The sequence below is a fragment of the Achromobacter kerstersii genome (genome assembly GCF_902859595.1).
GTDB classification, from domain to species: Bacteria; Pseudomonadota; Gammaproteobacteria; order Burkholderiales; family Burkholderiaceae_B; genus Achromobacter; species Achromobacter kerstersii.
The window spans coordinates 53143-77111 of the sequence record NZ_CADIJQ010000001.1 but is presented as its reverse complement, the minus strand read 5'-3'; the positions used below and the strand labels follow the sequence as shown (position 1 = coordinate 77111).

Sequence of the window (23969 nt, the reverse complement as noted above, 5' to 3'; positions counted from 1 at the left end):
TTGCATCACACGGGTACCACCACAGCCTTAGAAGCCCAGGCTGGCCAACAAATCGTCAACCTGGTCCTGGCTGGTCACCACATCCGTCTTGCCCTGCGGACTGATCTGCGGTCCGTTGAGCAGGCTGTTGGCTTCATCGCGGCGCTCTTGCGGCACGTTGTCCAGCAGCACTTGCAGCAGTTCGCGTTCAATCGCGCCCACCACATCCATCATGCGCATGATGACCTGGCCCGTCAGGTCCTGGAAATCCTGCGCCATGATGATTTCCATCAGCTTGGACTGCGTCTGCTGCGTCTGCTTGGGCACATCCGCCAGGAAGGCGCGCGTGTCCTTGACCAGTTCGCGGGCTTCGGGCAATTCCAGCGGCTGGTCATACCATTGCTGCCAGCGCGTATCCAGCGCCTGCGCCGAGCGCGACATGCCGTCCTGGATCGGGCCAGCCTGCTCGGTCGCATTCAGCACGCGGTTGGCGGCCTGTTCGGTCATCTGGGCGACATAGCGCAGGCGGTCGCGGGCATCCGGGATGGCGTTCGCCGCATCCTTGATGGCCTGATCCAGACCCAGCTCGCGCATGCTGTCGCGCAACATGCGCGTCAGCGATGCAATGCGGTGGATCAGGTCAGGGTTTTCCGCTGCGGGTTCAACGTGTTCCGTTGTGCTCATTGCACACCTCAGCCGGCAATTTTCTCGAAGATCTTGGTGAGCTTTTCTTCCAGCGTCGCCGCGGTGAAAGGCTTGACCACATAACCGTTGGCGCCGGCCTGAGCCGCCGCAACGATGTTCTCTTTCTTGGCTTCGGCCGTCACCATCAGCACGGGCAAGGATGCCAACGCCGCGTCGGCACGGATCTGCTTGAGCATTTCCAGGCCATCCAGGTTGGGCATGTTCCAGTCGGACACGACGAACTGGAAGCCGCCGTTGCGCAGCTTCTCCAGCCCGATCGCGCCGTCTTCGGCCTCATCCACGTTCTCGAAACCCAGCTCTTTGAGCAGGTTGCGGATGATTCGTCGCATGGTGGGGAAGTCATCCACCACCAGAATCTTTATGCCCTTGTCTACCATCTTTCACTCCAGAAAAAATTTGCTTGAGAACGATCGTGAAGCGTCCGCGTCAAACGCGGTGTCCACGGTCGCCCAGGCGAGTCAGAATGCGTTCGCTAATTGCCGACAGCGTCACCACTTCATCCGCGGCGCCAATGGCGATGGCCTCCCGGGGCATGCCGAATACCACGCAGCTGGCTTCGTCCTGCGCAATGGTGTGCGCGCCCGCGCGGTGCATGGCCAGCATGCCGGCGGCGCCGTCCTTGCCCATGCCGGTCAAGATGACGCCGATGGCGTTCTTGCCCGCGGCCACGGCGGCGGAATTGAACAACACGTCCACCGACGGGCGGTGGCGGTTGACGGGTTCGCTGGCTTCAAGCTCGATCACGTAGTTGGCGCCGCTGCGGCCCAGGCGCATGTGCGTATCACCGCCCGGCGCCAGATACACGTGGCCCGGCAGCACGCGGTCGCCGTGGACGGCTTCGCGCACCGTCACGGCGCACAGTGCATCCAGGCGTTGCGCGAACGAACGCGTGAAGCCGGCAGGCATGTGCTGCGTAATCAGAATGGCCGGGCTATCCGGCGGCAACGGCTGCAACACTTCACGGATGGCTTCGGTGCCGCCCGTGGAGGCGCCCACGATCACCAGTTTTTCCGAGCTGGCCAGCGGCCGGCGCAGCATCGGCGCGGGCGCGGCCTGCGCCGCGTGCGGCGTGGGCGCGCGCAGCTTGGCGCGTGAGGCGGCGCGAATCTTGTCGGCGATGAGTTCGGTGTATTCCAGCAGGCCGTCGCGGATGCCTAGCTTGGGCTTGGTCACGAAGTCGATCGCGCCCAATTCCAGCGCGCGCAGCGTGATTTCACCGCCGCGTTCGGTCAACGACGACACCATCACCACCGGCATCGGCCGCAGGCGCATCAGCTTTTCCAGGAAATCCAGCCCGTCCATGCGGGGCATTTCCACGTCCAGCGTCAGCACGTCGGGGTTATGGCGCTTGATGAGTTCGCGCGCAACCAGGGGATCGGGCGCGGTCGCCACCACTTCCATGTCTGGCTGGCTGTTGATGATTTCGGTCATCAGTCCGCGCACCAGCGCGGAGTCGTCTACACACAGAACGCTTATTTTTTTCATGGTGATGCCTTGGGCCGTCAGGCCTTACTCGCACATTCGTAGACCGTCTGCCCGCGCAGACGAAAATCCCGGCTGATGTAGGTGAAGTTCTCGGAGTGCCCCGCAAACAACAGGCCGCCCGGTTTGAGCAGCGGCGCGAAGCGTTCAAGAATTTTCGCCTGCGTCGGCTTGTCGAAATAGATCATGACGTTGCGGCAGAAAATCACGTCGAACTTTTCGTTGATCGCCCAGGAAGGCGCCAACAGGTTCAAGGTTTCATACCGCACCATGTCGGCAATCTCGGGGCGCACCCGCACCTGCCCTGCGTTCGCGCCGCGGCCTTTCAGGAAGAAGCGGCGCAGGCGCTCGTCTTCCATCTTCGCCACGCGTTCGGCCGGATACACTGCGGCGCGCGCGCGGTTCAGCACATTGGTGTCGATGTCGGTTGCCAGCACCGTGGACGACGCTCCGCGCGGCCCCAGCGCTTCAACGAGCGTCATCGCAATCGAATACGGCTCTTCACCCGTGGATGCGGCGCAGCACCACACCGACACCGGGCCGCCGCGCTTTTTCGCGAAGTCCGCCAAGATCGGGAAGTGGTGCGACTCACGGAAAAACGCCGTCAGGTTGGTCGTGAGCGCGTTGACGAACTCTTCCCATTCGGGCGCGTCAGGCTCGTTTTCCAGCTGATCCAGATAGCTGCCGAAGTCCTGCCGGCCAAGTGCGCGCAGACGCCGCGCGAGACGGCTGTAGACCATTTCGCGCTTGTGCGTGCCCAGCGAAATGCCGGCGCGCACGTGAATCATCTTGCGGACGCGGGAAAAATCCGCGTCGCGAAAATCGAATTGGCGGTCCACCGAAATGGACGGCGCCGAAGTTGCTGCAGTGGCCACTCGGTTCCTCAGTGCCCAAGCGCAAACGCGTCAGGCGCTTGCAAACGTGAGTCTTCATCGGACGAACGCACCGAAGACAGGCGATGCGCCGGCACTTCGATGACTTCGCCCGCATTGATCTTGAACACCGCCACGGCTTCCGCCAGGCGTTGGGCTTGTTCTTGCAGCGAGCCCGCTGCGGCCGCCGCTTCTTCCACCAGCGCCGCGTTCTGCTGCGTCACTTCATCCATCTGCGACACGGCGCGGTTGACTTGATCGATACCGCTGGACTGCTCTTCGGACGCCGCCGAAATTTCGCCCATGATGTCGGTGACGCGTTTAACGGACGCCACGATCTCTTGCATCGTTGCGCCCGCGCGCTCCACCTGTTGCGAACCCGCGCCCACCTTGGTCACCGAGTCTTCGATCAAACCCTTGATTTCCTTGGCGGCTTGCGCGCTGCGCTGCGCCAGCGAGCGCACTTCGCCCGCCACCACCGCAAAGCCCTTGCCCTGTTCGCCGGCACGCGCGGCTTCCACGGCCGCGTTCAGCGCCAAGATGTTGGTCTGGAACGCGATGCCGTCAATGACGGAAACGATTTCCGAAATCTTGCGCGAGCTGGCCGAAATGTCGTGCATGGTGTTGACCACTTCCGACACCGCGGAACCGCCCCGCTCGGCCACGTCCGACGCGCTGGCCGCCAGCTGGTTGGCCTGGCGCGCGTTGTCGGCGTTCTGCTTCACGGTGGACGCCAGTTCTTCCATCGACGCCGCAGTTTCTTCGAGCGACGCTGCCTGCTGTTCGGTACGGCTGGACAAGTCCGTATTGCCGGCCGCGATTTCATGCGAACCGACGTTGATCTCGTCCACACCACGGCGCACGGTTGCCACGGTGCGCGTCAGGCTTTCCTGCATGCGCTTGAGCGCGGCGAACAGCTGGCCGATCTCGTTCGTGTTGCGCACGTCAACACGCGCCGTCAGGTCGCCGCCAGCGATGCGGTCAAAATGATGGCCCGCTTCCTTCAGCGGCTGCAACACACGGCGGCGCAGGAAGACATAGGTGGCGAACACCAGCAGCGCGGCAATCACACCACCCGCGCTAACGGCGATCAACACAAATTGGTAACGCACCTGCGCCACTTCGTGCGCATCCAGCATCTTGCTGGCGCGCCAGAAGTCAAAGCCTTCAACGGCGCGGGCAAAGCGGCCTTCCGGCGCATCCTGCACCGTTTGCACCTGCTTCTGGTAGGCCGGCATGTCGGCCTTTTCCAGCGCGGCGATCAACGGCGTCAGCCCTTGCTGTTGCAGCGCCGCGTACGACGCTTCAATTTCCTTCAAGGCTTCCGCGGCTTCTGCCGGTTGCGGCAGCGTCTTGTAGTACTCGTATTCCGCCTGGCCCTTGTTCATCGAGGCCTTGGCGCGTTCGAGCAGGCCGGTGGCTTCCGCCGACAGGCCCGTGGTCAGCAAGGTGGCCTGGCCCACGCTGCCGACGATGTCGGCATAGTTGGCGGTGGCCGCGCGGCCCAGACCATTCATGGTGTCCTTGTAGCTGGACACGACCCGGCCGACGGCGTCGTCGAGTTCCTGCGATTGCTTGATTTCGGCGAGGGTCCCGTTGCTGATGCGCAAAGACAACACGCCAAGCGCCGCCCCAATCACCAACATGAATGAGAAAAACGCCAGCACCCACAACAGGCTGCTGCGTATCGTCATGTTCGCGAAAAACTTGCGCATCACAAGAACCATCCCTTGACTGCAATCGTTAAAGGAAAGCGCCACATCGGATTCAATATGGCGCCTCTACCCCGCTATCCGGCCGGATTCCGATCAGGAAGCGACCTTCTCCACCAGCGCCATTTCATCGCTGGTCATCATCTTTTCAATGTCCACCAGGATCAGCATGCGCTCATCCACCGTGCCCAAGCCCGTCAGGTATTCGGTGGACAGGGTGGCGCCGAATTCCGGCGCCGGACGAATCTGGCCGGCGTTCAACATCAGCACGTCCGACACACCGTCAACCACGATGCCGACGACGCGGCGATCCAGGTTGAGGATGATGACGACGGTCTGCTCGTTGTAGTCAACGCGGCCCAGGTTGAACTTGATGCGCAGGTCCACGATCGGAACGATGATGCCGCGCAGGTTCGTCACGCCCTTGATAAAGGGCGGAACGTTGGCGATGCGGGTCACCGTGTCGGCGTCGTAGCCGCGGATTTCCTGCACTTTCAGGATGTCGATGCCGTACTCTTCATCGCCCAGCGTGAAGACCAGGAATTCGCTGCCGACATCTTCGTTGCGCGCGGATTGCGCTTGCGGTTTGGCTGCCATGATTTTTTAATGCTCCATCAATTCAAAATGGCTTCGGGCTGCGACCAACGTTCACGGTTGGCGCGCGCAAGCGCAAATACGTCGACAATCAGCGCCACGCTGCCATCGCCAAGGATGGTGGCGGCCGAGATGCCGGGAACCTTGCGGTAATTCGACTCGAGATTCTTCACAACCACCTGGTGCTGCCCAATCAGGTGATCCACCAATAGCGCAAAGCGGCGGTCTTCGGCCTGCATGATGACCGCGATGGCCTGCGTCGGGTCCGTCTGCGCTTCGTGCACCGAGAACACGCGGTGCATCTCGACCAGCGGCAGGTATTCGCCGCGCACATGCATCACGCGTTCGTTGCCGGCCACCGAGTAGATCTGGTCGTTGGTGGGCTGGAGCGATTCCGTCACATGGTTCAGCGGCAGGATGAAAGTTTCTTCACCCACGCGCACCGACATGCCATCCAGAATGGCCAGCGTCAGCGGCAGCACGATACGCGTCGTGGTGCCGTTACCCGGCTCGCACGACAGCTGCACGTGGCCGCCCATGTCTTGAATGTTCCGGCGCACTACGTCCATGCCGACGCCACGGCCGGAAATGTCCGTGACCTTTTCTGCGGTTGAGAAACCCGGCGCAAAAATCAGCTGCCAGATTTCGTCATCAGGCGAATTCTCGTTGACGGCCAGGCCTTGCGCCATCGCCTTCTTCAAGATCTTCTCGCGGCTCAAGCCACCGCCGTCGTCGCTGACTTCAATGACGATGTTGCCGCCATTGTGTTGCGCGGACAGCACCAGCTGGCCGACCGGGTCCTTGCCTGCCGCGATCCGCTTTTCAGGCGTTTCGATGCCGTGGTCCAGGCTGTTGCGGACCAAGTGCGTCAGCGGGTCGATGATGCGTTCGATCAGGCTCTTGTCCAGCTCGGTCGCGCGGCCATAGGTTTGCAGTTCGATCTGCTTGCCCATCTTGCCGGCGATGTCGCGCACCAGGCGGGGGAAGCGGCTGAACACGTAGTCCATCGGCATCATGCGGATCGACATCACCGCTTCCTGCAGATCGCGGGCGTTGCGTTCCAGCTGTTCCATGCCATTCAACAGGCGGTCGTGCAGCACCGGGTCCAGCGTGGACGCGGTTTGCGCCAGCATGGCTTGCGTGATGACCAGTTCGCCCACCAGGTTGATCACCTGGTCAACCTTTTCCACGCCCACACGAATCGACGTGGATTCCTTGTCGGCATGGGCGGGTGCAGCGGGACGGGCGCGGGCCGCGGCCTGGGTGATGGCCTCGGCGGCGGCGGCGGCGGACTCGGCCACTACCGGCGCCGGCGCGGCGGCGACAGGTTCGGCAACGGGGGCAGCAGCAGCAACCGCGGCGGGCGCGGCTTCGGCGGCGGCCGGTGCGGCCGAGCTGGCCGGCGCGGCTTCACGCGTGATGCTCAGCTGGTCGCCGTCAACGATGAAGCAGCAAACCGCTTCGATGTCGTCCGGCGTGCAGGTGCTGTCCACCCACACGGTCAGCACGCCATCGGCGCGTTCGCTGGCGCGGACGTTGCCCAGGTTGCCCATTTCTTCGAGCAGGGACGCGGCGTCCTTGTCCGACACCTTGGTGATCTTGACCTTGAGCGGCAGGTTGCCGGCCGCGGCATCGGCCACGGGCGCAGCCTGCTGCACGGGTTCGGGCGCAGCGATGGGAGCCGGTGCGGGAGCCGGAGCCGCTGCCACGGGTGCGGGCGCTGCCGCAGGCGCCGCGGCGGGGTCCTTATGCTCTAGCGCCAACTGCCTCAACACGGCGCAGATACGCTCAAACACGGCTTCATCGGGCTCTTCGGAGGCCCGGTAGGCATCCAGTTGGCTTTTGAGCACGTCTTTCGTTTCCAAGAAAATATCAATCATGTCCGTGCGCAGCGCCATTTCGCCGCGACGGATTGCGTCCAGAAGGTTTTCAAGCAGGTGGGTAGTCCCCGCCAACTGCGTGAAACAGCCGAATGTCGCCGCCCCACCCTTGATCGAGTGGGCCGCGCGGAAGATGGCGTTGAGCTGTTCGATGTCGGGCGCGCCCACATCGAGTTCAAGCAGCAACTGCTCCATCTGCGCGAGCAGCTCATCCGCCTCGTCGAAAAAGGTCTCGTAAAACTGACTGAGGTCCAAACCAGAACTCATGACCCGTACGCCTTCATAAATGAACCTGCTTTACGCGCCGGCCTGCTCATCGAGCAGTTCGGTCGCTAATTCCACCAGCACATCAGGGTCGACCGGCTTGGACAGCCAGCCACAAACGCCCAGATCCCGAGCGGCCATCTTGCTGTCCACGTCGTCTTCGGTGGTCAGCACCAGCACCGGCACGTCCAGGTACTGGTCCATTTCCCGCAAGCCCTGAATCAGCTCCAGCCCGCCCTTGACCGGCATGTTCCAGTCACTGACAACCAGGTCTACCGGGTGGCTCTTGGCCACATCCAGCGCTTCCTGGCCGTTGCCGGCCGTCAGTACTTTCCATCCCGCGCCCGTCAGCGTCGCCTGCACGATCATGCGCATCGTCGCCGAATCGTCCGCCACCAGAATCGTTGCCGCCATTGCTATCGAACCCCTTCAGCTTGCGGCGTGGTCGCCGCGTCGCCTGGTTTGGTTGCCGTCGCGGCCTGGGCGGCGGCTTGCACCGCCTCCACGGCCGTCCCCACCTCGCGGGCATCTTTCGCGCTGACGTCCGCTGCCGCGGCGTTCTCGTTTTCGATGCGCTTCTGGGTGTTCATATTGAGCACCACGAGGCTGATACGTCTATTAACGGCTGCGTACGGATCATCTTTAACCAGACTCATGCTGGAAGACAGACCCTGGATACGCATGACCTTGCTTTCGCTCATGCCGCCGGCCACCAATTCCTGGCGCGACGCGTTTGCGCGGTCGGCGGAAAGCTCCCAATTGCTGTAGGCGCGTTCGCCGCGTGCGTACTGCGACGCGTCGGTGTGGCCCGAGATGCTGACCTTGTTGGGCAGCTCGTTCAACACCGGCCCCAGCTCACGCAGGATGTCGCGCATGTACGGCTGCACTTCCGCGCGGCCGGTGGCGAACATCGGGCGGTTCTGGTTGTCGATGATCTGAATGCGCAGGCCTTCGGTCGTCAGGTCAATCAGCATCTGCGGCCTGAAGCTCTTCAGGACAGGGCTGGTCTCAATGACGTTTTCAAGGCGCTTTTTCAGGTTTTCCAGGCGGTGCTGTTCGCGGCGCTCGGCGTCGCCCATTGGCTGCGACTCGACCCGGTTGCCCTGGCCACGGCGCACATCGCCCTCGCTGCGCAAGGGGTCGCGGCCGCCGCCTGGCACCGCGCTGGTTTCGGCGGAGCTGCTGGGTCCGCCCGTAATGGCCACGCGCAACGGCATGCGGAAGTATTCCGCGATGCCCTTGAGTTCTTCGCGCGGCACGATGCTGATCAGCCACATCACCAGAAAGAACGCCATCATCGCCGTGATGAAGTCGGCGTAAGCGATCTTCCAGCTGCCCCCGTGGTGCCCGCCGCCCTTGACCTTCTTGCGGCGGATCACCACACGGTGGTTGTTTACCGTGCTCATGGCCCGCTCCGTCAGGCCTTGCCGGTCGACTTGGTTTGCCGGACGTGCTCTTCCAGCTCACCAAACGTCGGACGCACAGACGAGAACAGCACCTTGCGGCCAAATTCCACCGCCAGTTGCGGCGGGTAGCCGTTCATGCTGGCCAAGAGCGTGGTCTTGATGCATTCCAGCACTTTCATGGCTTCGTCGTTGCGGCGCTCAACGCGCGAGGCCAGCGGCCCCACAAAACCGTAGGCCAGCAAAATACCCAGGAAGGTACCGACCATGGCCTTGGAGATCAGGTCGCCCAGAATGGCGGGCGGCTGGTCCACGGCGGCCAGCGCCTTGATCACGCCCAGCACTGCGGCCACGATACCGAATGCCGGCAGGCCGTCAGCCATCTGCTGCAACGCGTGCGCAGGCACTTCGCGCTCGTGGCGGTAGGTTTCGATTTCCTCGTCCATGAGCGTTTCGATTTCGAACGAGCTCATGTTGCCGCTGATCATGATGCGCAGGTAGTCCGTAATGAACTCCATGAGCTTCGCGTCTTTGGCGATGCGGGGATATTCGCTGAAGATCGGGCTGGAGGCCGGGTCTTCAATATGCGATTCGATGGCCATCAGGCCTTCACGGCGCGCTTTGTTCAGCAACACATACAACAGAGCCATCAGCTCCATGTACACGTCTTTGCTGTAGCGCGAGCTCTTTAGCGCGTCGGGCAACGCCTTCTTCACCAGCATCAGCGACTTTTTGCTGTTGCCGGCCAGGAACGCGCCGAAAGCCGCCCCGAAGATCAGCGTTAGCTCAAAGGGCTGGTAAAGCGCGCCCAAGTGGCCGCCCAGCGCTATGAAGCTGCCGACGACCGACACGATCACCACGAGAAAACCGATAACAATCAACACATCAGGCCCCTGCCAACGAAGTCTAAAACTGGCGTCAATGATCCCCTGTTCCCCCCGACCCAAAAAGGCGGGTTACGGGGAGTTTTCCAGGGCTTTTGATGTATTTGGACGCGGGAGGTCAAGGACGCGCGGCGTCGACGGCAGGCGCCGGACGGCTGCCCGCACGTGCTTTTGCTGCGGCGCGCGTCTTGCCGGCGCGAGGTGGCGGGCGGCAAATGGCGCACACAAAATCCGATTGCGGATCGTGAGCGTGGGCGATGAAATGACCGCCGCATTGGCGGCAGGCGGACAGCTGGAGCATGCCGCTGTCAAAGAAGCGCACCAGCATCCAGGCGCGGGTGAAGCTCAGGACGGGTTCGGCGTTTTCCGCCGTGTCCAGGCCAGCGTTCTCCAGATACAGGCGATACGCGTCAATGGTGGCGCGGATGCCCTTGCTGCTGGTGCGTGCATTCAAAAACGAATACACGTTATAGAACAGCGAAGAATGAATGTTCGGCAACCAGGTCATGAACCAGTCAACCGAGAAAGGCAGCATCCCCTTGGGTGGCGAGCAACCGCGAATTTCCCGGTACAAGCGTGCAAGGCGGTCATGGCTCAGGGCAGTTTCCGCCTCGAGCACCTGCAGTCGGGCTCCTAGGGTAATCATGGAGCTAGCAAGCAGGATATCGTCCGCTTCCTGAGATACGCTTTTGGAGGCCATTACACGTTCCGTTTGAGGATTCGAGTGGCGGTTAAGCCAGTTCTTCTACAGGTTGCTTGGCCAACAGGATCGTTGCGTGGGCTTGTTGCAGTGCACCACCCAGTACGTCATGGGTCAGCGCCGACAGCAGGCTGTAATCATCAAAACGGAACCGGCACAGCAGCGAACTGGAGCTGGCCAGTTTCACCAGTTGTGCCGGCGACAGACGCATCAGGATGTCAGCAACTTCATTGCTGAACCCCAGACGGAACATCGACGCAGCATAGTCATCACGCAACATACGTTGCGCAAGTAACAGATATGACAGATTCACTTCACGAATGTCTGCCAGCAAAGAATTTTCGACTTGTTGCACGCCCTACTCCCTATCCCTATCCCACCCACGGGGCTTGATATCCAAAAGCATCGGCAACCTGCGGTTACCTGACGCTGCTGCATCCTGTTTTAATGCGAAATGTATCATTTGTTCGCAATTTAAGTAAAATTTACCACAGGTGATGTCATTTTCTATGACTTATATGACAAATCTTTGTTGATATTGCGCAACTTGTTAGATTAGACACACCTTGACATAGAAATCGGTGACGAATTTACGTCAATTTGGCAAATAAGCATTCAAAACATTGCGTACTTCGGGGAATGAAATGTTGTGCAGTGCCGACAATGGCACCTTGACGATCACCTGATTGCTAGCTTTAGTGCAGCCGCGCGTTTGTCGACAATGTCGCAAATTGACAACGACCGACAATGCGTCACGATGGACACCGCCTGACATTCCCGCAATGCCCCACGCAGAAGACAGCTTGGTCGAATATGCCCCGCTCGTGCGGAAGCTGGCCCTGCAATTGCTCGCCCGGCTACCCGCCAGCGTTGAGCTTGACGACCTGATACAGGCCGGCATGATCGGCCTGCTTGACGCCGTAAGGCGCTATCAGGAAACCGCAGACGCCCAATTCGAGACCTACGCCACGACCCGTATTCGTGGCGCGATGCTGGACGAGCTTCGTAGCCAGGACTGGCTGCCGCGCAGCGTCCGCGCCAAGGCGCGCAAAATCGAGCAGGCCATTTCCCAGCTGGAGCAGCGCTTGATGCGCTCGCCCTCTGAAGCCGAAATCGCCCAGCAGCTTGAAATTCCGATCGACGAATACCAATCATTGCTGCACGACGCGCAAGGCGTGCAGATCGTTCACTACGAAGATTTCACGACCGAAACGGATTCCGCATCAGGACAGTCGGATTGGGCCGCAACACTGAACCATGGTTCGGCAGGCGGCAATCCGCTGGATTCTTTATTGGCTGGCGATTTCCGCCAGGCGCTTGTGCATGCGATTGACTCCCTGCCCGATCGGGAAAAATTGTTGCTGTCGCTGTGTTACGAGCAAGGCCTGAATCTGAAAGAGATTGGCGCGATCATGAATGTGACCGAGGCGCGGGTTTGCCAGCTGCGGTCGCAGGCAACGGCGCGGATCAGGGCCAAGCTGAAGGAACAGGCTTGGCAAGAGCTGCCCTTGGAGGGGCAGATCGCGCAGATCATCTAGCGCTCTCACTTACCCATGTATATAGACCCTTCTATATAGGGTTACGCAGACAGTGCAAAAACCAACGGGCGCCCCAGGCGCCCGTTTCGCATTTCAAGCCCTGGCCCACGCCAGCAAACGCTCGCGGCGGATACAACAATAAATGAGACTTTCGCGAAATAGGGCTAAAGAATGATTTGGGACTGCCGTAATCCTTGCAACGGAGAGATTCTTAGACAAAAAGTCGACGAGCTTTCCCGTTAACACCAGTGGGCGGCGTTGCTGCCCGGTTTGAAGAAGCCTTTCTCTCTTGGGAGCACCAACATGGCTGCCGTTATCAATACCAACTACCTCTCGATGGTTGCTCAAAACAACCTGAACAAGTCGCAATCGACGCTGGGCAGCGCCATTGAGCGTCTGTCGTCGGGCCTGCGCATCAACAGCGCCAAGGACGACGCCGCTGGTCAAGCCATCGCCAACCGCTTCACCGCCAACGTCAAGGGCCTGACCCAAGCCGCCCGTAACGCCAACGACGGCATCTCGATCGCTCAAACGACCGAAGGCGCGCTGAACGAAATCAACAACAACCTGCAACGCGTTCGCCAACTGTCGGTTCAAGCCGCCAGCGGCACGAACTCGCCGACCGACCTGGACTCGATCCAATCGGAAATCAAGCAGCGTCTGGACGAAATCGACCGCGTGTCGGCTCAAACCCAGTTCAACGGCGTGAACGTCCTGGCTAAGGACAACAAGCTGACGATCCAAGTTGGCGCCAACGACGGCGAAACCATCACGATCGACTTGAAGGAAGTCACCGCCAAGACCCTGGGTCTGGATGGCTTCAACGTGTCGGGCCCGCGTGGCACGCAAGGTGCTGTTACTACCGCTCAATACCAAGCCGCCTACGGCTCGACCACCTCCATGACCGCCAACACCGTTGCCGAAGGCACCGCTGGTGATCTGGCTGGCCGTCTGGGTGTTGCTACCGGCAACGTCACCGTCGGTTCGGAAGCGCAATCTGATGAAAACGGCAACTGGTTCGTCAAGGTCGACGTGTCGGCTGCTGACGCTACCGAGTCCAGCAACCTGAAGGCCAAGGGCTTCGACGTCGCTTCGGGCGCATCGGGCTCCTACTACATCGCCGTGAACCCGAAGGATGCCGACACCACTGGCACCCCCGGCACCGCCGTCTTCACGCTGAAGACCGACGAACTGCCCCTGACCAGCCTGACCCAGGGTTCGACCTCCAACCCGCTGGCCAAGCTCGACGCCGCTCTGCAAAACATCGACTCGCAGCGCAGCTCGCTGGGTGCGATTCAGAACCGCTTCGAATCGACCGTTGCCAACCTGAACAACACGATCAACAACCTGTCCGCCGCTCGTTCGCGCATCGAAGATGCCGACTACGCTACGGAAGTGTCGAACATGACCAAGGCTCAGATCCTGCAACAGGCTGGTACCTCGGTTCTGGCTCAAGCCAACCAAGTGCCGCAAACGGTTCTGTCGCTGCTGCGTTAATTCCAGCGGACGGTTCCTCGGCTCCGGCAGAGAAGGAAGTTTCTTCTCCGCCGCTGCCGAAGCAGTATCAAAAACCAGCCTTCGGGCTGGTTTTTTTATGCCTGACGGATGCGGGGCTGCCGCATTCGCACGTTCACGTTCACATTCACGATCCGGTTCACGTGCATCGGGATCAAGGCGCAAAAAAAAGGGGCGGAAAACTCCGCCCCTTTTTGTTTCCTTCCAACTGACCACTTCGCGTTCGTTGCAACCGCTTCGGCCATCGGCAGTATCGGTGCTTACGCCGTCACCGCCCCCATGGCCTGCACCAACGCGGCCACCGCTACGGGGTTGTCATTGATGAGGTCATGCCCCCCCTTCACGCGTTCAACCCGGCAGCCCAGACCGCGCAGACGCGCCAGATCAGCTTCGTCCAGGCAGCACGGCACGGGAGGCATCTTGCGCGGCGGCTGCATTGGCACATCGCCGGTCACGACCAGCACAGGCTGCGTGACGCCCTCCAGCAGATGCCAGTATTCGCGCTCCACCGCGGCCGCTGGCGTCACGCCATAGATGTCCAAGGCGAAGCTGCGCAAGTAGCGGTCGTCCGGCCGGCCGGCAATGGCGCCGCGCAGGAACGCGTGGTTATGCCAAAGCTTCGCCGCGCTGAAAGGCGTATCCAGCAACACCAGCGCCTGGCATTGCGCCGTGCGCCGTGCAATGGCCAACCCCACGCTGCCACCGAACGACGCGCCGATGACGCCAAAGCCTGCCGGCAGCGCGGTCAGCAGCGCAGGCAACAGCTCGTCAGCAAAACCCGCTACCGACATGTCCGCGGGCGCTGTGCTGTTGCCGCAACCCGGCAAATCGACGAACAGCAAGTTGGCATCGGGCAGATGTTTTTCAATGCCTTGCACGGTGGAGATGTTGCCCAGCGAACCGTGCAGCACCACCCAGGTCGGACGCCCTTCCCGCCAGTTCGCCGAACGGCGTGCGCGCAGCTGGCCGGAGCGGCCTGACAGCATCTCGAACGGGGCGGCAACATCTTTGCGCAGCCGCGCATGCCAGGCCTCGCGCCCTTGTTCCAGCGCCGCCAACGCCTCGGGCGTGCCGCGCATGATGTCGCGCGCATGGCGCTCGATGATGTCTTTGGGCCAGTCCCACCAGCGCAGCGCTAGCAAACGTTCTGACACGACATCGTCAAAGCGGCGGCGGCGGAACTGCGCGGGGTTGCCAGCCCAGATTTCGTAGGGGCCAACATCGCGCGACACCACCGATCCTGCGCCGATCACGGCGCCGGTGCCGATCGTCACGCCCGACATGATCTTGCTGCCGGCGCCGATCCAAACGTCGTGGCCAATGGTGACGCCGCCCTTTGTGCTGGAGTAATCCGTGATGGATTGCGTGGACGAAAACAAGGTGCCGAAATGCGGCGCCGAGAAGGGGTAGATCGTGTAGGTGTCCTGGCGATGGTAAGCGCCCAGAATGATCTCGACGTCGTGCCCGATCGTGCAGAAGTTGCCGATCGTCAGCCGCGCGGGTTCGTGCGGCTGGTTATGCGGGAAAACCGACGGCACGCCATAGGAATAGTCGCCAATGCTGTAGAGCTCGGGGTCCGACAAGCCCAAGGCCGTGAACACCAGCCCGCGCACGCCGTGCTCAAGGGCCATCGTCAGATGACGCGCCCCCTGATGCGCCGGCCGCGCGGCGTGGATCTGCCGGCTGATGTGCTCGGCTTCGGCACGCTTGCCTTCCCGCCAGTGACGCACCGCCAAGCCAAAGGCCTCATTCAGACCCATCGTTTGTCCGCCCGCGGCCCCCTGGCCGCCCTTCGTCGACGATGTCATTACAAACACTCCAAAATTAGTTGCTGCGTGCGCTCTCGCGATACCGCATGACGGCCGCCGGGCTGCCGCCGATGACTGCGTATTCAGGCCACTCGCCGCGCAAGACCGTGCCGGCCGCGACGACGCAGCCGCGCCGTAACACACAGCCGTCAAGCAGCACGCAGTTCGCGCCGATCCAGCAATCGTCTTCGATGACGATGCCGCCCTTGCTGGGCATGAAGCGTTGCTCGATGATCGTTTTGTCGCGGCTGCGGTATTCGTGGTTGGTCGGCGCAAGCGTTGTGTTGGCGGCGATCAGCGTGCCACGGCCAATCGAAATGCCGTTGCCGGAATAGATCACAACACCGGAATTCAAATAGACCTGGTCGCCAATATGTACGTCGCCATCGCCGCCTGCGAACTTGATCTTCACGAAACTGTCGATGGTCACGTGGTCACCGATGACAACGGCGTTGCCTCGCACGGAGCGCTCGATGTCGGCCAGCGGGGAAATCTTGGCCAACGTGGAAATCTGGTTCATGCCTTGTGCTCCATCAGGTACGTCAAGGTTGCACGAAGAAACGCAGCCATCGCGGCGTGCTCGCAGCCATCACGCGCTGGCAATTGCCGCGACTGGAATTGGTAGATCGGCGCGGCCGCTTCCTGCGCATCGCCTGTCTGCACCGGGACGTCTCGCCCAAGGAGTTCGCTGGCCTGGCACGCAGCCAAGGTGGCCAGATCGCGAATCCGCCAGTCGCCGCCCGCCACGTGCAGCAAGCCCTGTCCGGCGGACACCAGGCGCAGGGCCGCTACGTCGGCAAAGTACGCCACGTCCAGATAATTGCGCATGGCCAAGCCCTGCCCATGCAAGACGATCTTGCCCGCATTCACCGCCTGGCGGCAGAAATCAAACGGCGCCAGCGTCCAGCGATCAAATCCGCTCCAGGACGCCGGCACGCCGTAAAGGTTCGAAGGCCGAAGGATATCGACCGACATGCCCAGCGCGCGGGCGGACCAGTCGAACAACTGTTCAGCTTGCCAATGCGTCAGCCCGTAATCATTGCCTGGCACGGCGGGCGCGGCCTCGTCCAGTACGCCCTCGGGGCGCCCGTATACGTGAAACGTAGAGACATACATCAGACGCCGGATGCCGGCGCGCTCGCAGGCTTGCAGCAACGCCCGGGTACCCGCCACGTTCACCACATAAGCCGCTTGCGGGTCCGCGCGGCAACCCACCTCGTGCATTGCCGCGGCATGAACACAGGCGTCGATGCCCGCGGGCAGCACCCGTTCGGCCACGCTGCGCGGATCGGCCAGATCCAGTTGCAGATCATTGGCGGGCGCTCGGCCCGCTGTCACGACCTGCACACCCTGCGCACGCAAGCGCGCAGCGACCGCGCCGCCCGCATAGCCGTTCGCGCCCGTCACCAATACCCGTCGGATCATGGCTGCGCGGCGTAAATGAAGGGCGAATCAAAGGCGGCGGCTTGTGGCAGCGCGGCGTCGCGTGGCGACATCACGGGCGCGCCGATGTCCGCCTCCCCTGCCCACCAATCAATATCCGTGCTCTGCGCATGCACTCCCGCATCGCGCTCGGGGTCGTGTACGGACGTGGTGTAGTACAGCAACGCCGTGCCGTCGCGATGCGAGGCAAAGCCATGCGCCACGCCTCGCGGCACGTACACCGCCTGGGGCTCGGCGCCATCCAGCATCAGGGAAATCGATTGCCCATAGGTTGGCGAGCCCCGGCGCAAGTCCAGCAAACCGTCGCGCGCGCGTCCCACCAGGCAGGTGACGAGCTTGGCGTGATCGGACGGCGGCAACTGAAAATGCATGCCGCGCAATACCCCGCGATGCGATACCGACACGTAGGACTCCGTGAAGCCGGTCTCAAGCCCCAGCGCCGCTAGCGTCGGCGCGTGCAGCAGTTTGCGGAACTCGCCACGCGCGTCCGGAAAGCACGGCAGCGTCAGCACATAGCAGCCCGGAATCGCCAACGCCTCGGCGCGCATGTCAGAAGCCCGCGCCGAAGAACAGCTCGATGCGGCTGGCGGCGTAGTCCAGCATGTCGGGGGTCAGTGCGGGCTGTACGCCGATCCAGAACGTGTTCTGCATGATGATCTCGGTATTGGCCAAGTCGCCCGACACGCGATAATTCTGGCCCACCATGGACGGCTGACGCGTCAGGTTGCCGGCAAACAGCAGCCGCGTGCCCACCTTGTCCTGGTCCAGGTACGTCAGCAGGTCGACCCGGCGCACGTTGGCTTCGGGACGCAACGTGATGGGGAAGCCAAACCACGAAGGGTCCGAACCCGGGGTGGCCTCGGGCAGGATCAAAAATTCTTCGCAGGACGCCAGGCGTTCTTTCAAGAAGCGGAAGTTCGCCTTGCGCTGCGCCACGAATTCTTCCACACGATCCATCTGCGCCAGGCCACACGCCGCCTGCATGTCGGTGATCTTCAGGTTGTAGCCGATATGCGAGTACGTGTACTTGTGGTCATAGCCTTCGGGCAGGCTGCCCAGCTTCTGACAAAAGCGGCGGCCGCAGGTGTTGTCCTTGCCCGGCGCGCAATAGCAATCGCGGCCCCAGTCGCGGAACGATTCAGCGATCAGCTTCAGGTGGGGATCGTTGGTGAAGACCGCCCCGCCCTCACCCATCGTGATGTGATGCGCGGGGTAGAAGCTGAGCGTGCCGATGTCGCCGAAGGTCCCGACCATGCGGCCGTTGTAGGTCGAGCCCAGCGCGTCGCAGCAGTCTTCAATCAGCCAAAGGCCGTATTTCTTGCAAAGCGCCGTGACCACGTCCAGGTTGTAGGGGTTACCCAACGTGTGGGCCAGCATGATGGCCTTGGTGCGCGGCGTAATCGCGGCTTCCAGGCGGCTTGCGTCCACGTTGTACGTGCCCAGTTCCACATCCACGAACACCGGCACCGCGCCGAATTGCAGGATGGGATTCACCGTGGTGGGAAAGCCCGCCGCCACGCCAATGACTTCGTCACCACGGCGGATGGCGCGATCCCCCAGTTTGGGCGAGGTCAGCGTCGAAAACGCCACAAGGTTGGCCGACGATCCCGAGTTGACGGTGATCAGGTGCTTGACGCCCAGATACTGCGCCAGCCGCTGTTCGAAGGCGTCGTTGAAGCGGCCCGTCGTGAGCCAGCCGTCCAGCGACGCCTCGACCATGGCTTTGAGTTCCGCCGCGCCGATCAGCTTGCCCGATGGCGGCACCGCCGTCTTGCCGGGCGCAAACGCTGCACGCTCGCGCTCCTGGGCCTCGTGGTACTGATCGACCAACTGGGCGATCTGCGCCCGGATTTCGTTAGGATTCATTGCTTGTTCTCTAAAACCGTTATGTTCTTGGCGCCGCGGGCGGCTCAGACCGCACCATAGGCCGCGATTTGCGCGTCGCACAAGGCGCGCGCGTCAGCGCCTTCATGCAAAGCGCGATACCACTGCATGGTGTTGGCCACCCCTTGCGCCAGGCTCCAGCGCGACGCCACACCCAGCACCGACCGGGCGCGCGACGTATCCAATGCCAGCAAGCCCGCTTCGTGCGGACCCTGGGCCGACTGCCCGTACACCACCTCGCCCGAGCCGTACGCCGCGCGCGCGAGTTCGACCACGTCGCGCACCGTCGCGGTATCTTGCGATGGCGGCCCGAAGTTGTAGGGGCCAGCCAGCTCTGGACGCGTCCACAGCATCTCGGCCAGGCGCAGATAGCCCGCAAGCGGCTCCAGCACATGCTGCCAGGGCCGCACCGCATTCGGACTGCGAATATCCAATGCAATCTGGCCTTGCCACGCGCGCACAGCGTCTGGCAGCAGCCGGTCTTCCGACCAGTCGCCCCCGCCAATGACATTGCCTGCACGCGCCGTGGCCAGCGCTACCCCCTGCGCCGCCAGGAAGGCATCGCGATAGCAGGCCGCCACCAGTTCGGCCGCAGCCTTGCTGGCGCTGTAGGGGTCATGGCCGCCCAGCGCGTCGCTCTCGCGATACGGATGCGGCCATTCCTCATTGCGGTAGACCTTGTCGGTGGTGATGCAGAGCGCCACGCGCACGTCCGGCAAGCCCCGCAAAGCGTCCAGAAGGTTCGCCGTGCCCATCACATTCGTGTCAAACGTCTGCAACGGCTCGCGGTAGCTCAGACGCACCAAGGGTTGCGCCGCCAGATGCAGCACCACCTCGGGCCGCGCCTGGCGCACGATAGCGGCCAACGCGCCGGCGTCGCGGATGTCGCAAAAATGGCTGTCCGTCACGCTGGCGATAGCGGCCGCGTCAAACAGGCTGAGGCGGTCCGTGGCGGGCGGCAGCGCCACCCCGCACACCTGTGCGCCCAGGCGATGCAGCCACAGTGCCAGCCAGCCGCCCTTGAAGCCCGTATGGCCCGTCAGCAGCACGCGCTTGCCGCGCCAGAAGGCGCCGGGCACCTCGTTCACCACACTCTCCAGGGCGCCTTGTTCGCGTCCCAAAGCGCTTCCAGCATGCGTTTTTCGCGCAGCGTGTCCATGGGCTGCCAGAAACCCATGTGCTTGAACGCCATCAGGTCGCCGCCGCGCGCCAGCGATTCCAACGGTTCCATCTCCCAAGAGATGTGATCCGCTTCGATCAGCGGCAGCACCTTGGGCGACAGCACGAAGAAGCCGCCATTGATCAAGCCGCCGTCGCCGCGCGGCTTTTCCGTGAAGCCGGCGACCATATCGTCTTCCATCTTCAGCGCACCGTAGCGCCCGGGCGGCTGCACCGCCGTCACCGTCGCCAGCTTGCCGTGCTGCCGGTGGAACGCGATCAGCGCCGAAATATCCACGTCCGCCACGCCGTCGCCATAGGTGAAGCAGAATGCCTCTTCGTCCTTCACGTAACTGGCCACGCGCTTGAGACGGCCGCCGGTCATGGTGTCGTCGCCCGTATCCACCAAGGTCACGCGCCAGGGTTCGGCATGGCGTTGATGCACTTCCATCTGGTTGTTCGCCATGTCGAATGTCACGTCCGACATGTGCAGGAAGTAGTTGGCGAAGTACTCCTTGATGACGTAGCCCTTGTAGCCGCAGCAAATGACAAAGTCATTCACGCCGTGGGCCGAGTACATCTTCATGATGTGCCACAGGATCGGGCGCCCGCCGATTTCCACCATGGGCTTGGGCTTGACGTGGGTTTCTTCAGAGATGCGGGTACCGAGCCCGCCCGCGAGAATGACGGCTTTCATACGGATCCTTCACACCACTTTTTGAACATACCGCGATAGGCGGCTTCGACTTTGCGCGCAAAGGCGGGCTCGTCCATCAGGGCGCTGGCCTGCATTTCCTGGCGCAGGCCGGCGCGGGTGCGCGCCAGTGCGGGGATGTCGCTTGCCAGGGCCACCACCTTGTCGATGTATTCGGCTTCAGTCTGCGCAATCCATTCCTTGCGGCCCAGGCCAGCCAAAGTGGATGCACCGATTCGGCCCACGCCCATTCGCCCCGCCAAGGTCACGTATGGCAGGCCCATGTACAAGCTTTCGAACAGGGTCGTGCCCGAGTTGTGCGGGAAGCAATCCAACGTGATGTCGGCACTGCGCAGGACGTCCCAGGGCGGGCTGTGAAAGCCGATCTCGATCCGGCCCGCATCGATGCCATGCTGCGCAAACAGGTCATGCAGATCCTTCTGCATGCGCTCGGAGAAATAGCTGTTGCTGTCGACGACCAGGCGCGAACCCGGCACGCGGTGCAAGATTTCGGCCCAGGTGCGCACGACCCGGTAATTGAAACGGATAGCGCGTGAGAGCGTGATGAACCGAATGTGGCCGTTCTGCAGCGCCGGCAATTCAGAGACTTCGCCCATGCCCAGCTTGGGGCGGTAGGCAAAGTTCGTCGTGTCCAGGCGCCAGGGCTTTTCAGCGAACAGCGATTCGGTTCCGGGCGGCGCCATCTCGTCATCGATCAGGATGTAATCGATGGCCGACAAGCCGGTGGTGCAGCCGAATCCCAGCCACGTCACCTGCACCGGCGCGGGCTTGCGCACGAACGTCGCCAGGCGGTTCTGGGCGGTATGGCCGGCCAGATCCACCAGCACATCGATCTTGTCATCGCGAATGCGTTGCGCCAGCGCGTCGTGCGACAGGCCGTTGGTGCGCACCCAGTGATCCGCATAGGTCTTGAAGGCGGCGGTGCCTTCGTCTTCCTGGTCCAGCTGCGCGTAGGCGTAGATCTCGAAGGCCGATTTGTCGTGCCGGGCCATCAACGGCTCAAGAAACAGACGCACCGGGTGGGTGCGGAAGTCCGGAGACACGTACCCGATCCGCAGCTTGCGGCCCGGATCGCGTGTATTGGAATGCGGTTTCCAAGACGCCCGATGCGGCGCGCCCAAACGCTCGTCAAACGCGCGATAGACCTCGAACACCTCTTCCGCCGTACGGTCGGGGAAGTAGTTCATGCCAAAGAAGCGGGAATGCTGCACCGTGGGGTTATCGGGCTGGACTTCCAGCACGCGCAGATACTCGGCTTCCGAGCCTGCGAAGTCACCCATGTCGGCCAGGGCCACGCCCAGGTTGCCACGCGCTTCCACGTTGGCCGGATTCAGTTCGAGCATGTGGCGGAAGGTCGCCACCGCTTCATGGAACCGGGCAGCGCTGCGATAGCAATTTGCCAGCACGTTCAGCGCCTGGGGATGGCCAGGCGACAATTCCAGCGCCCGGCGGCAAGCCGCGTCCAATTCCACGGGGCGGCGCAAGGCGCGCAGCGACATCGCCACACCCACATAGCAATCAACATCCTCGCCACCGACCTGAAAGGCTCGCAGGAAGGCGGCCAGCGATTCGCCAGACTTGCCCGTGTCGCGCAGCACCGTGCCCAGCACTTCCCAGGACGTGCTGTATTCCGGTGCGCGCTTGGTCAGTGCCCGCGCACGCCCCTCAAGGTCACCGTCACTCTTGGCGTTGACCAGGGCCGCCAGTTCTTGCGCTTCTTTGAGCACCGCCTTGGTGATGCCCTGCGCGCGCGCCGGGGCCGAGATGCTGCCACCATAGCGTTGCTCGAAACCACAACGCGCCATGGCGTCGATGTACAGCGCCCAATAGGGTCCGCGCGCATCGCTGGCGCTCAGGCCCGCCTCAATGTAATCGCACCAGTCACGAGCCCCTGCGACCGTCAGGCCGTAATGCCTGAGATGGTCGAGCAACCCGTCCACGGGCTGGGACGCTGATACGGCTGGCGCCTCGGGCGCGGGAGCAACAAAGTCCCCCGCCGACGTGAACTGCAATACCGGCGCCGCGATCTGAACGCTATCGCGCAGCCGATTCAGCGCCGCGCCGGCCTCCAATTGCCGCAAGGGCAGCACGTCGTGGTCGGCAAACGATGTCCTGACCGCCTCGTGCCACAGGTTGAACAGCGGCGCCCTGCCGTCTATCGCCGCCACCACGCCGGGAACAAGGCTTACCCCACCGGCCAGATCGTACGGCGTCTTGTCGACGCTGTAGCGTCCGATAGCGGCGTCGAACAAGGCTTGCAGCGCCTTGCCCACCGCCTCATCCGCCGTGCTACCCGCCGCAAGCTTCTTCTCAGCCACGTACTGGACCAGCGCCGCTCCTGGCACGGACGCCGGCCAGGCGTGGCCCAGCACGTCCGCAATGGCTTCCAGCACCGGGTTGTCGGTGCTCAGAATGTGGCCGGCATGCGTGACGAAATGGGTTTGACTGATGCTGCGCAGCCCTGCCGCCAAACGGCGGAAGCTGCCGGCCCAGCGCAGCTTGGGCAGCCGCGACAGGTCGGGACGCGGCAGCACTTCCTGCTCGCGCTCATGGTGAGTCAGCAATGTGCGGCGATAGGCGCGGCCAATGGAAAAGTCCAGGTATTGCTGCCTGAGCGCGCGCGGCTTGCCGAAACCCAGCAGGCTTTGGGTCAGCGACACGTTCGCGCCATAGTTCGGCGCAAGCTCGTGACGGGGCTCGGCGTCGCCCACGCACGTCATGCCAAACTGCGCGGCCATGTCGGCGAATTCAGCGTAGTAATACGGCTGGCGAGCCAGCAGGCTCAAACCCGCCGCCCCCTGCTCATCTAACGCCTGGGCGAAGCGCGTTGCCGCCTCGTGCAGCGAAGCCGCCAGCGGATTGGCGTTCGACACGCCATCGGTGAACAGCCCCAGGGCAGCGCGCGCGGCGGCAACTTGCTCGTCAGGGCTGGACGCGGCGTGCGCGTGCATCAGCACGGCTTCGCGGACGATTTCGGCCGCCTTTGCGCCCGGATAGGCATCGAAACTGAGGTAGGCAACGCCTTCAAATGCCAGGTTCAGGCGGCAGATGCGCAGCAGATCACCGGTGCTTTCGCGCGGGACGGTGCTGTACAGGTCGTGCGCGATGATGTAGTCAAATTCGCCGAAGTCCTGGCCAATGTCAGCAAACGACAAAGCATGCAAGGTCAGGTTGCCCAGCCCGATGGCGTCGGCGGCCCGGCGGCCCGCTTCAATGCGGCGGGGGTCGGTATCGACCCCGACCACTTGCGCTTGCGGATAAGCCACCGCGAAGGGCAATAGATTGCTGCCCGCGCCGCACCCGAGCTCGAGCACGCGCGCGCGCTCCAGCGGGACCGTTTCAACGCCATAGAGGAATGCCGCCGCGCGCATCTGGCCCGGCGAACACAGGTAGCTGATAGCCGGATCAGACACCGGGGGGGCCAAGTCAATGG

Annotated in this window: 22 protein-coding genes; 2 read left to right on the top strand and 20 right to left on the bottom strand. The window is 62.6% G+C overall.

The features are described from left to right. Window positions 1-27: 27 nt before the first annotated feature. From cheZ to flhD, 12 genes are all read right to left on the bottom strand, one after another. Window positions 28-663 carry a protein phosphatase CheZ gene (gene cheZ, locus HV765_RS00330; protein ID WP_054425969.1) on the bottom strand — a complete coding sequence of 212 codons (636 nt, stop codon included), beginning with the start codon at window positions 661-663 and terminating at the stop codon, window positions 28-30. Between the two features lie 8 nt (window positions 664-671). Next, entirely contained in the window at window positions 672-1061 is a 390-nt protein-coding gene (cheY, locus tag HV765_RS00325) for a chemotaxis response regulator CheY (protein ID WP_054425971.1), read from the bottom strand. Between the two features lie 49 nt (window positions 1062-1110). Further along, window positions 1111-2169 carry a protein-glutamate methylesterase/protein-glutamine glutaminase gene (locus HV765_RS00320; RefSeq protein ID WP_054425972.1) on the bottom strand — a complete coding sequence of 353 codons (1059 nt, stop codon included), beginning with the start codon at window positions 2167-2169 and terminating at the stop codon, window positions 1111-1113. A 17-nt stretch (window positions 2170-2186) separates the two neighbouring features. Beyond that, entirely contained in the window at window positions 2187-3041 is an 855-nt protein-coding gene (locus HV765_RS00315) for a CheR family methyltransferase (RefSeq protein WP_054425973.1), read from the bottom strand. An 8-nt stretch (window positions 3042-3049) separates the two neighbouring features. Further along, complete coding sequence (locus HV765_RS00310; RefSeq protein WP_175168424.1) at window positions 3050-4753, bottom strand: methyl-accepting chemotaxis protein; 1704 nt, start codon at window positions 4751-4753, stop codon at window positions 3050-3052. Between the two features lie 93 nt (window positions 4754-4846). Beyond that, window positions 4847-5347: a chemotaxis protein CheW gene (cheW, locus tag HV765_RS00305; RefSeq protein WP_054425975.1), complete on the bottom strand. Its 501-nt coding sequence runs from the start codon at window positions 5345-5347 to the stop codon at window positions 4847-4849. Window positions 5348-5364: 17 nt separating this feature from the next. Next, window positions 5365-7491 carry a chemotaxis protein CheA gene (gene cheA / locus HV765_RS00300; protein ID WP_175168423.1) on the bottom strand — a complete coding sequence of 709 codons (2127 nt, stop codon included), beginning with the start codon at window positions 7489-7491 and terminating at the stop codon, window positions 5365-5367. A gap of 30 nt (window positions 7492-7521) precedes the next feature. Further along, window positions 7522-7902: a response regulator gene (locus HV765_RS00295; RefSeq protein ID WP_054425979.1), complete on the bottom strand. Its 381-nt coding sequence runs from the start codon at window positions 7900-7902 to the stop codon at window positions 7522-7524. A 2-nt stretch (window positions 7903-7904) separates the two neighbouring features. After that, window positions 7905-8894 carry a flagellar motor protein MotB gene (motB, locus tag HV765_RS00290; RefSeq protein WP_054425980.1) on the bottom strand — a complete coding sequence of 330 codons (990 nt, stop codon included), beginning with the start codon at window positions 8892-8894 and terminating at the stop codon, window positions 7905-7907. 11 nt (window positions 8895-8905) lie between these two features. Next, entirely contained in the window at window positions 8906-9775 is an 870-nt protein-coding gene (motA, locus tag HV765_RS00285) for a flagellar motor stator protein MotA (RefSeq protein WP_046806435.1), read from the bottom strand. Between the two features lie 118 nt (window positions 9776-9893). Then, complete coding sequence (flhC, locus tag HV765_RS00280) at window positions 9894-10475, bottom strand: flagellar transcriptional regulator FlhC (RefSeq protein ID WP_054425982.1); 582 nt, start codon at window positions 10473-10475, stop codon at window positions 9894-9896. Window positions 10476-10506: 31 nt separating this feature from the next. Next, a complete protein-coding gene (flhD, locus tag HV765_RS00275) occupies window positions 10507-10830 on the bottom strand; it encodes a flagellar transcriptional regulator FlhD (protein WP_006219025.1) in 324 nt (107 codons plus the stop codon). A 427-nt stretch (window positions 10831-11257) separates the two neighbouring features. On the opposite strand from flhD, the gene HV765_RS00270 reads away from it, so the two are divergent. Then, a complete protein-coding gene (locus HV765_RS00270) occupies window positions 11258-12013 on the top strand; it encodes an RNA polymerase sigma factor FliA (protein WP_175169441.1) in 756 nt (251 codons plus the stop codon). Window positions 12014-12316: 303 nt separating this feature from the next. After that, window positions 12317-13510, top strand: a complete 1194-nt coding sequence (locus HV765_RS00265; RefSeq protein WP_175168421.1) for a FliC/FljB family flagellin — start codon at window positions 12317-12319, stop codon at window positions 13508-13510. A 278-nt stretch (window positions 13511-13788) separates the two neighbouring features. Here HV765_RS00265 and HV765_RS00260 read toward each other — a convergent pair whose 3' ends face one another. From HV765_RS00260 to HV765_RS00225, 8 genes are read right to left on the bottom strand one after another with little or no spacing between them, the layout of a single operon-like run. Continuing rightward, window positions 13789-15336, bottom strand: coding sequence for an alpha/beta fold hydrolase (locus HV765_RS00260; protein WP_175168419.1), 1548 nt, complete (start codon window positions 15334-15336; stop codon window positions 13789-13791). A 16-nt stretch (window positions 15337-15352) separates the two neighbouring features. After that, the gene (locus HV765_RS00255) at window positions 15353-15856 is read right to left on the bottom strand and encodes an acyltransferase (protein WP_054425989.1); all 504 of its coding nucleotides are present in this window, start codon (window positions 15854-15856) and stop codon (window positions 15353-15355) included. Then, window positions 15853-16761 (bottom strand): NAD-dependent epimerase/dehydratase family protein, encoded by a 909-nt coding sequence (locus tag HV765_RS00250; protein WP_175168417.1) that lies wholly within the window; start codon window positions 16759-16761, stop codon window positions 15853-15855. The genes HV765_RS00255 and HV765_RS00250 overlap by 4 nt, the downstream gene beginning before the upstream one ends. Next, window positions 16758-17327 carry a dTDP-4-dehydrorhamnose 3,5-epimerase family protein gene (locus HV765_RS00245; protein ID WP_175168415.1) on the bottom strand — a complete coding sequence of 190 codons (570 nt, stop codon included), beginning with the start codon at window positions 17325-17327 and terminating at the stop codon, window positions 16758-16760. The genes HV765_RS00250 and HV765_RS00245 overlap by 4 nt, the downstream gene beginning before the upstream one ends. A gap of 1 nt (window position 17328) precedes the next feature. Beyond that, on the bottom strand, window positions 17329-18645 hold the full coding sequence (gene rfbH, locus HV765_RS00240; protein ID WP_054425995.1) for a lipopolysaccharide biosynthesis protein RfbH: 1317 nt from the start codon (window positions 18643-18645) through the stop codon (window positions 17329-17331). Between the two features lie 44 nt (window positions 18646-18689). Beyond that, a complete protein-coding gene (rfbG, locus tag HV765_RS00235; protein ID WP_254600381.1) occupies window positions 18690-19751 on the bottom strand; it encodes a CDP-glucose 4,6-dehydratase in 1062 nt (353 codons plus the stop codon). Further along, window positions 19748-20518: a glucose-1-phosphate cytidylyltransferase gene (gene rfbF / locus HV765_RS00230; RefSeq protein WP_054425997.1), complete on the bottom strand. Its 771-nt coding sequence runs from the start codon at window positions 20516-20518 to the stop codon at window positions 19748-19750. Before rfbF ends, rfbG begins: the two co-directional genes overlap by 4 nt. After that, a complete protein-coding gene (locus tag HV765_RS00225) occupies window positions 20515-23949 on the bottom strand; it encodes a bifunctional class I SAM-dependent methyltransferase/glycosyltransferase (RefSeq protein WP_175168414.1) in 3435 nt (1144 codons plus the stop codon). Before HV765_RS00225 ends, rfbF begins: the two co-directional genes overlap by 4 nt. Between the last annotated feature and the right edge of the window lie 20 nt (window positions 23950-23969).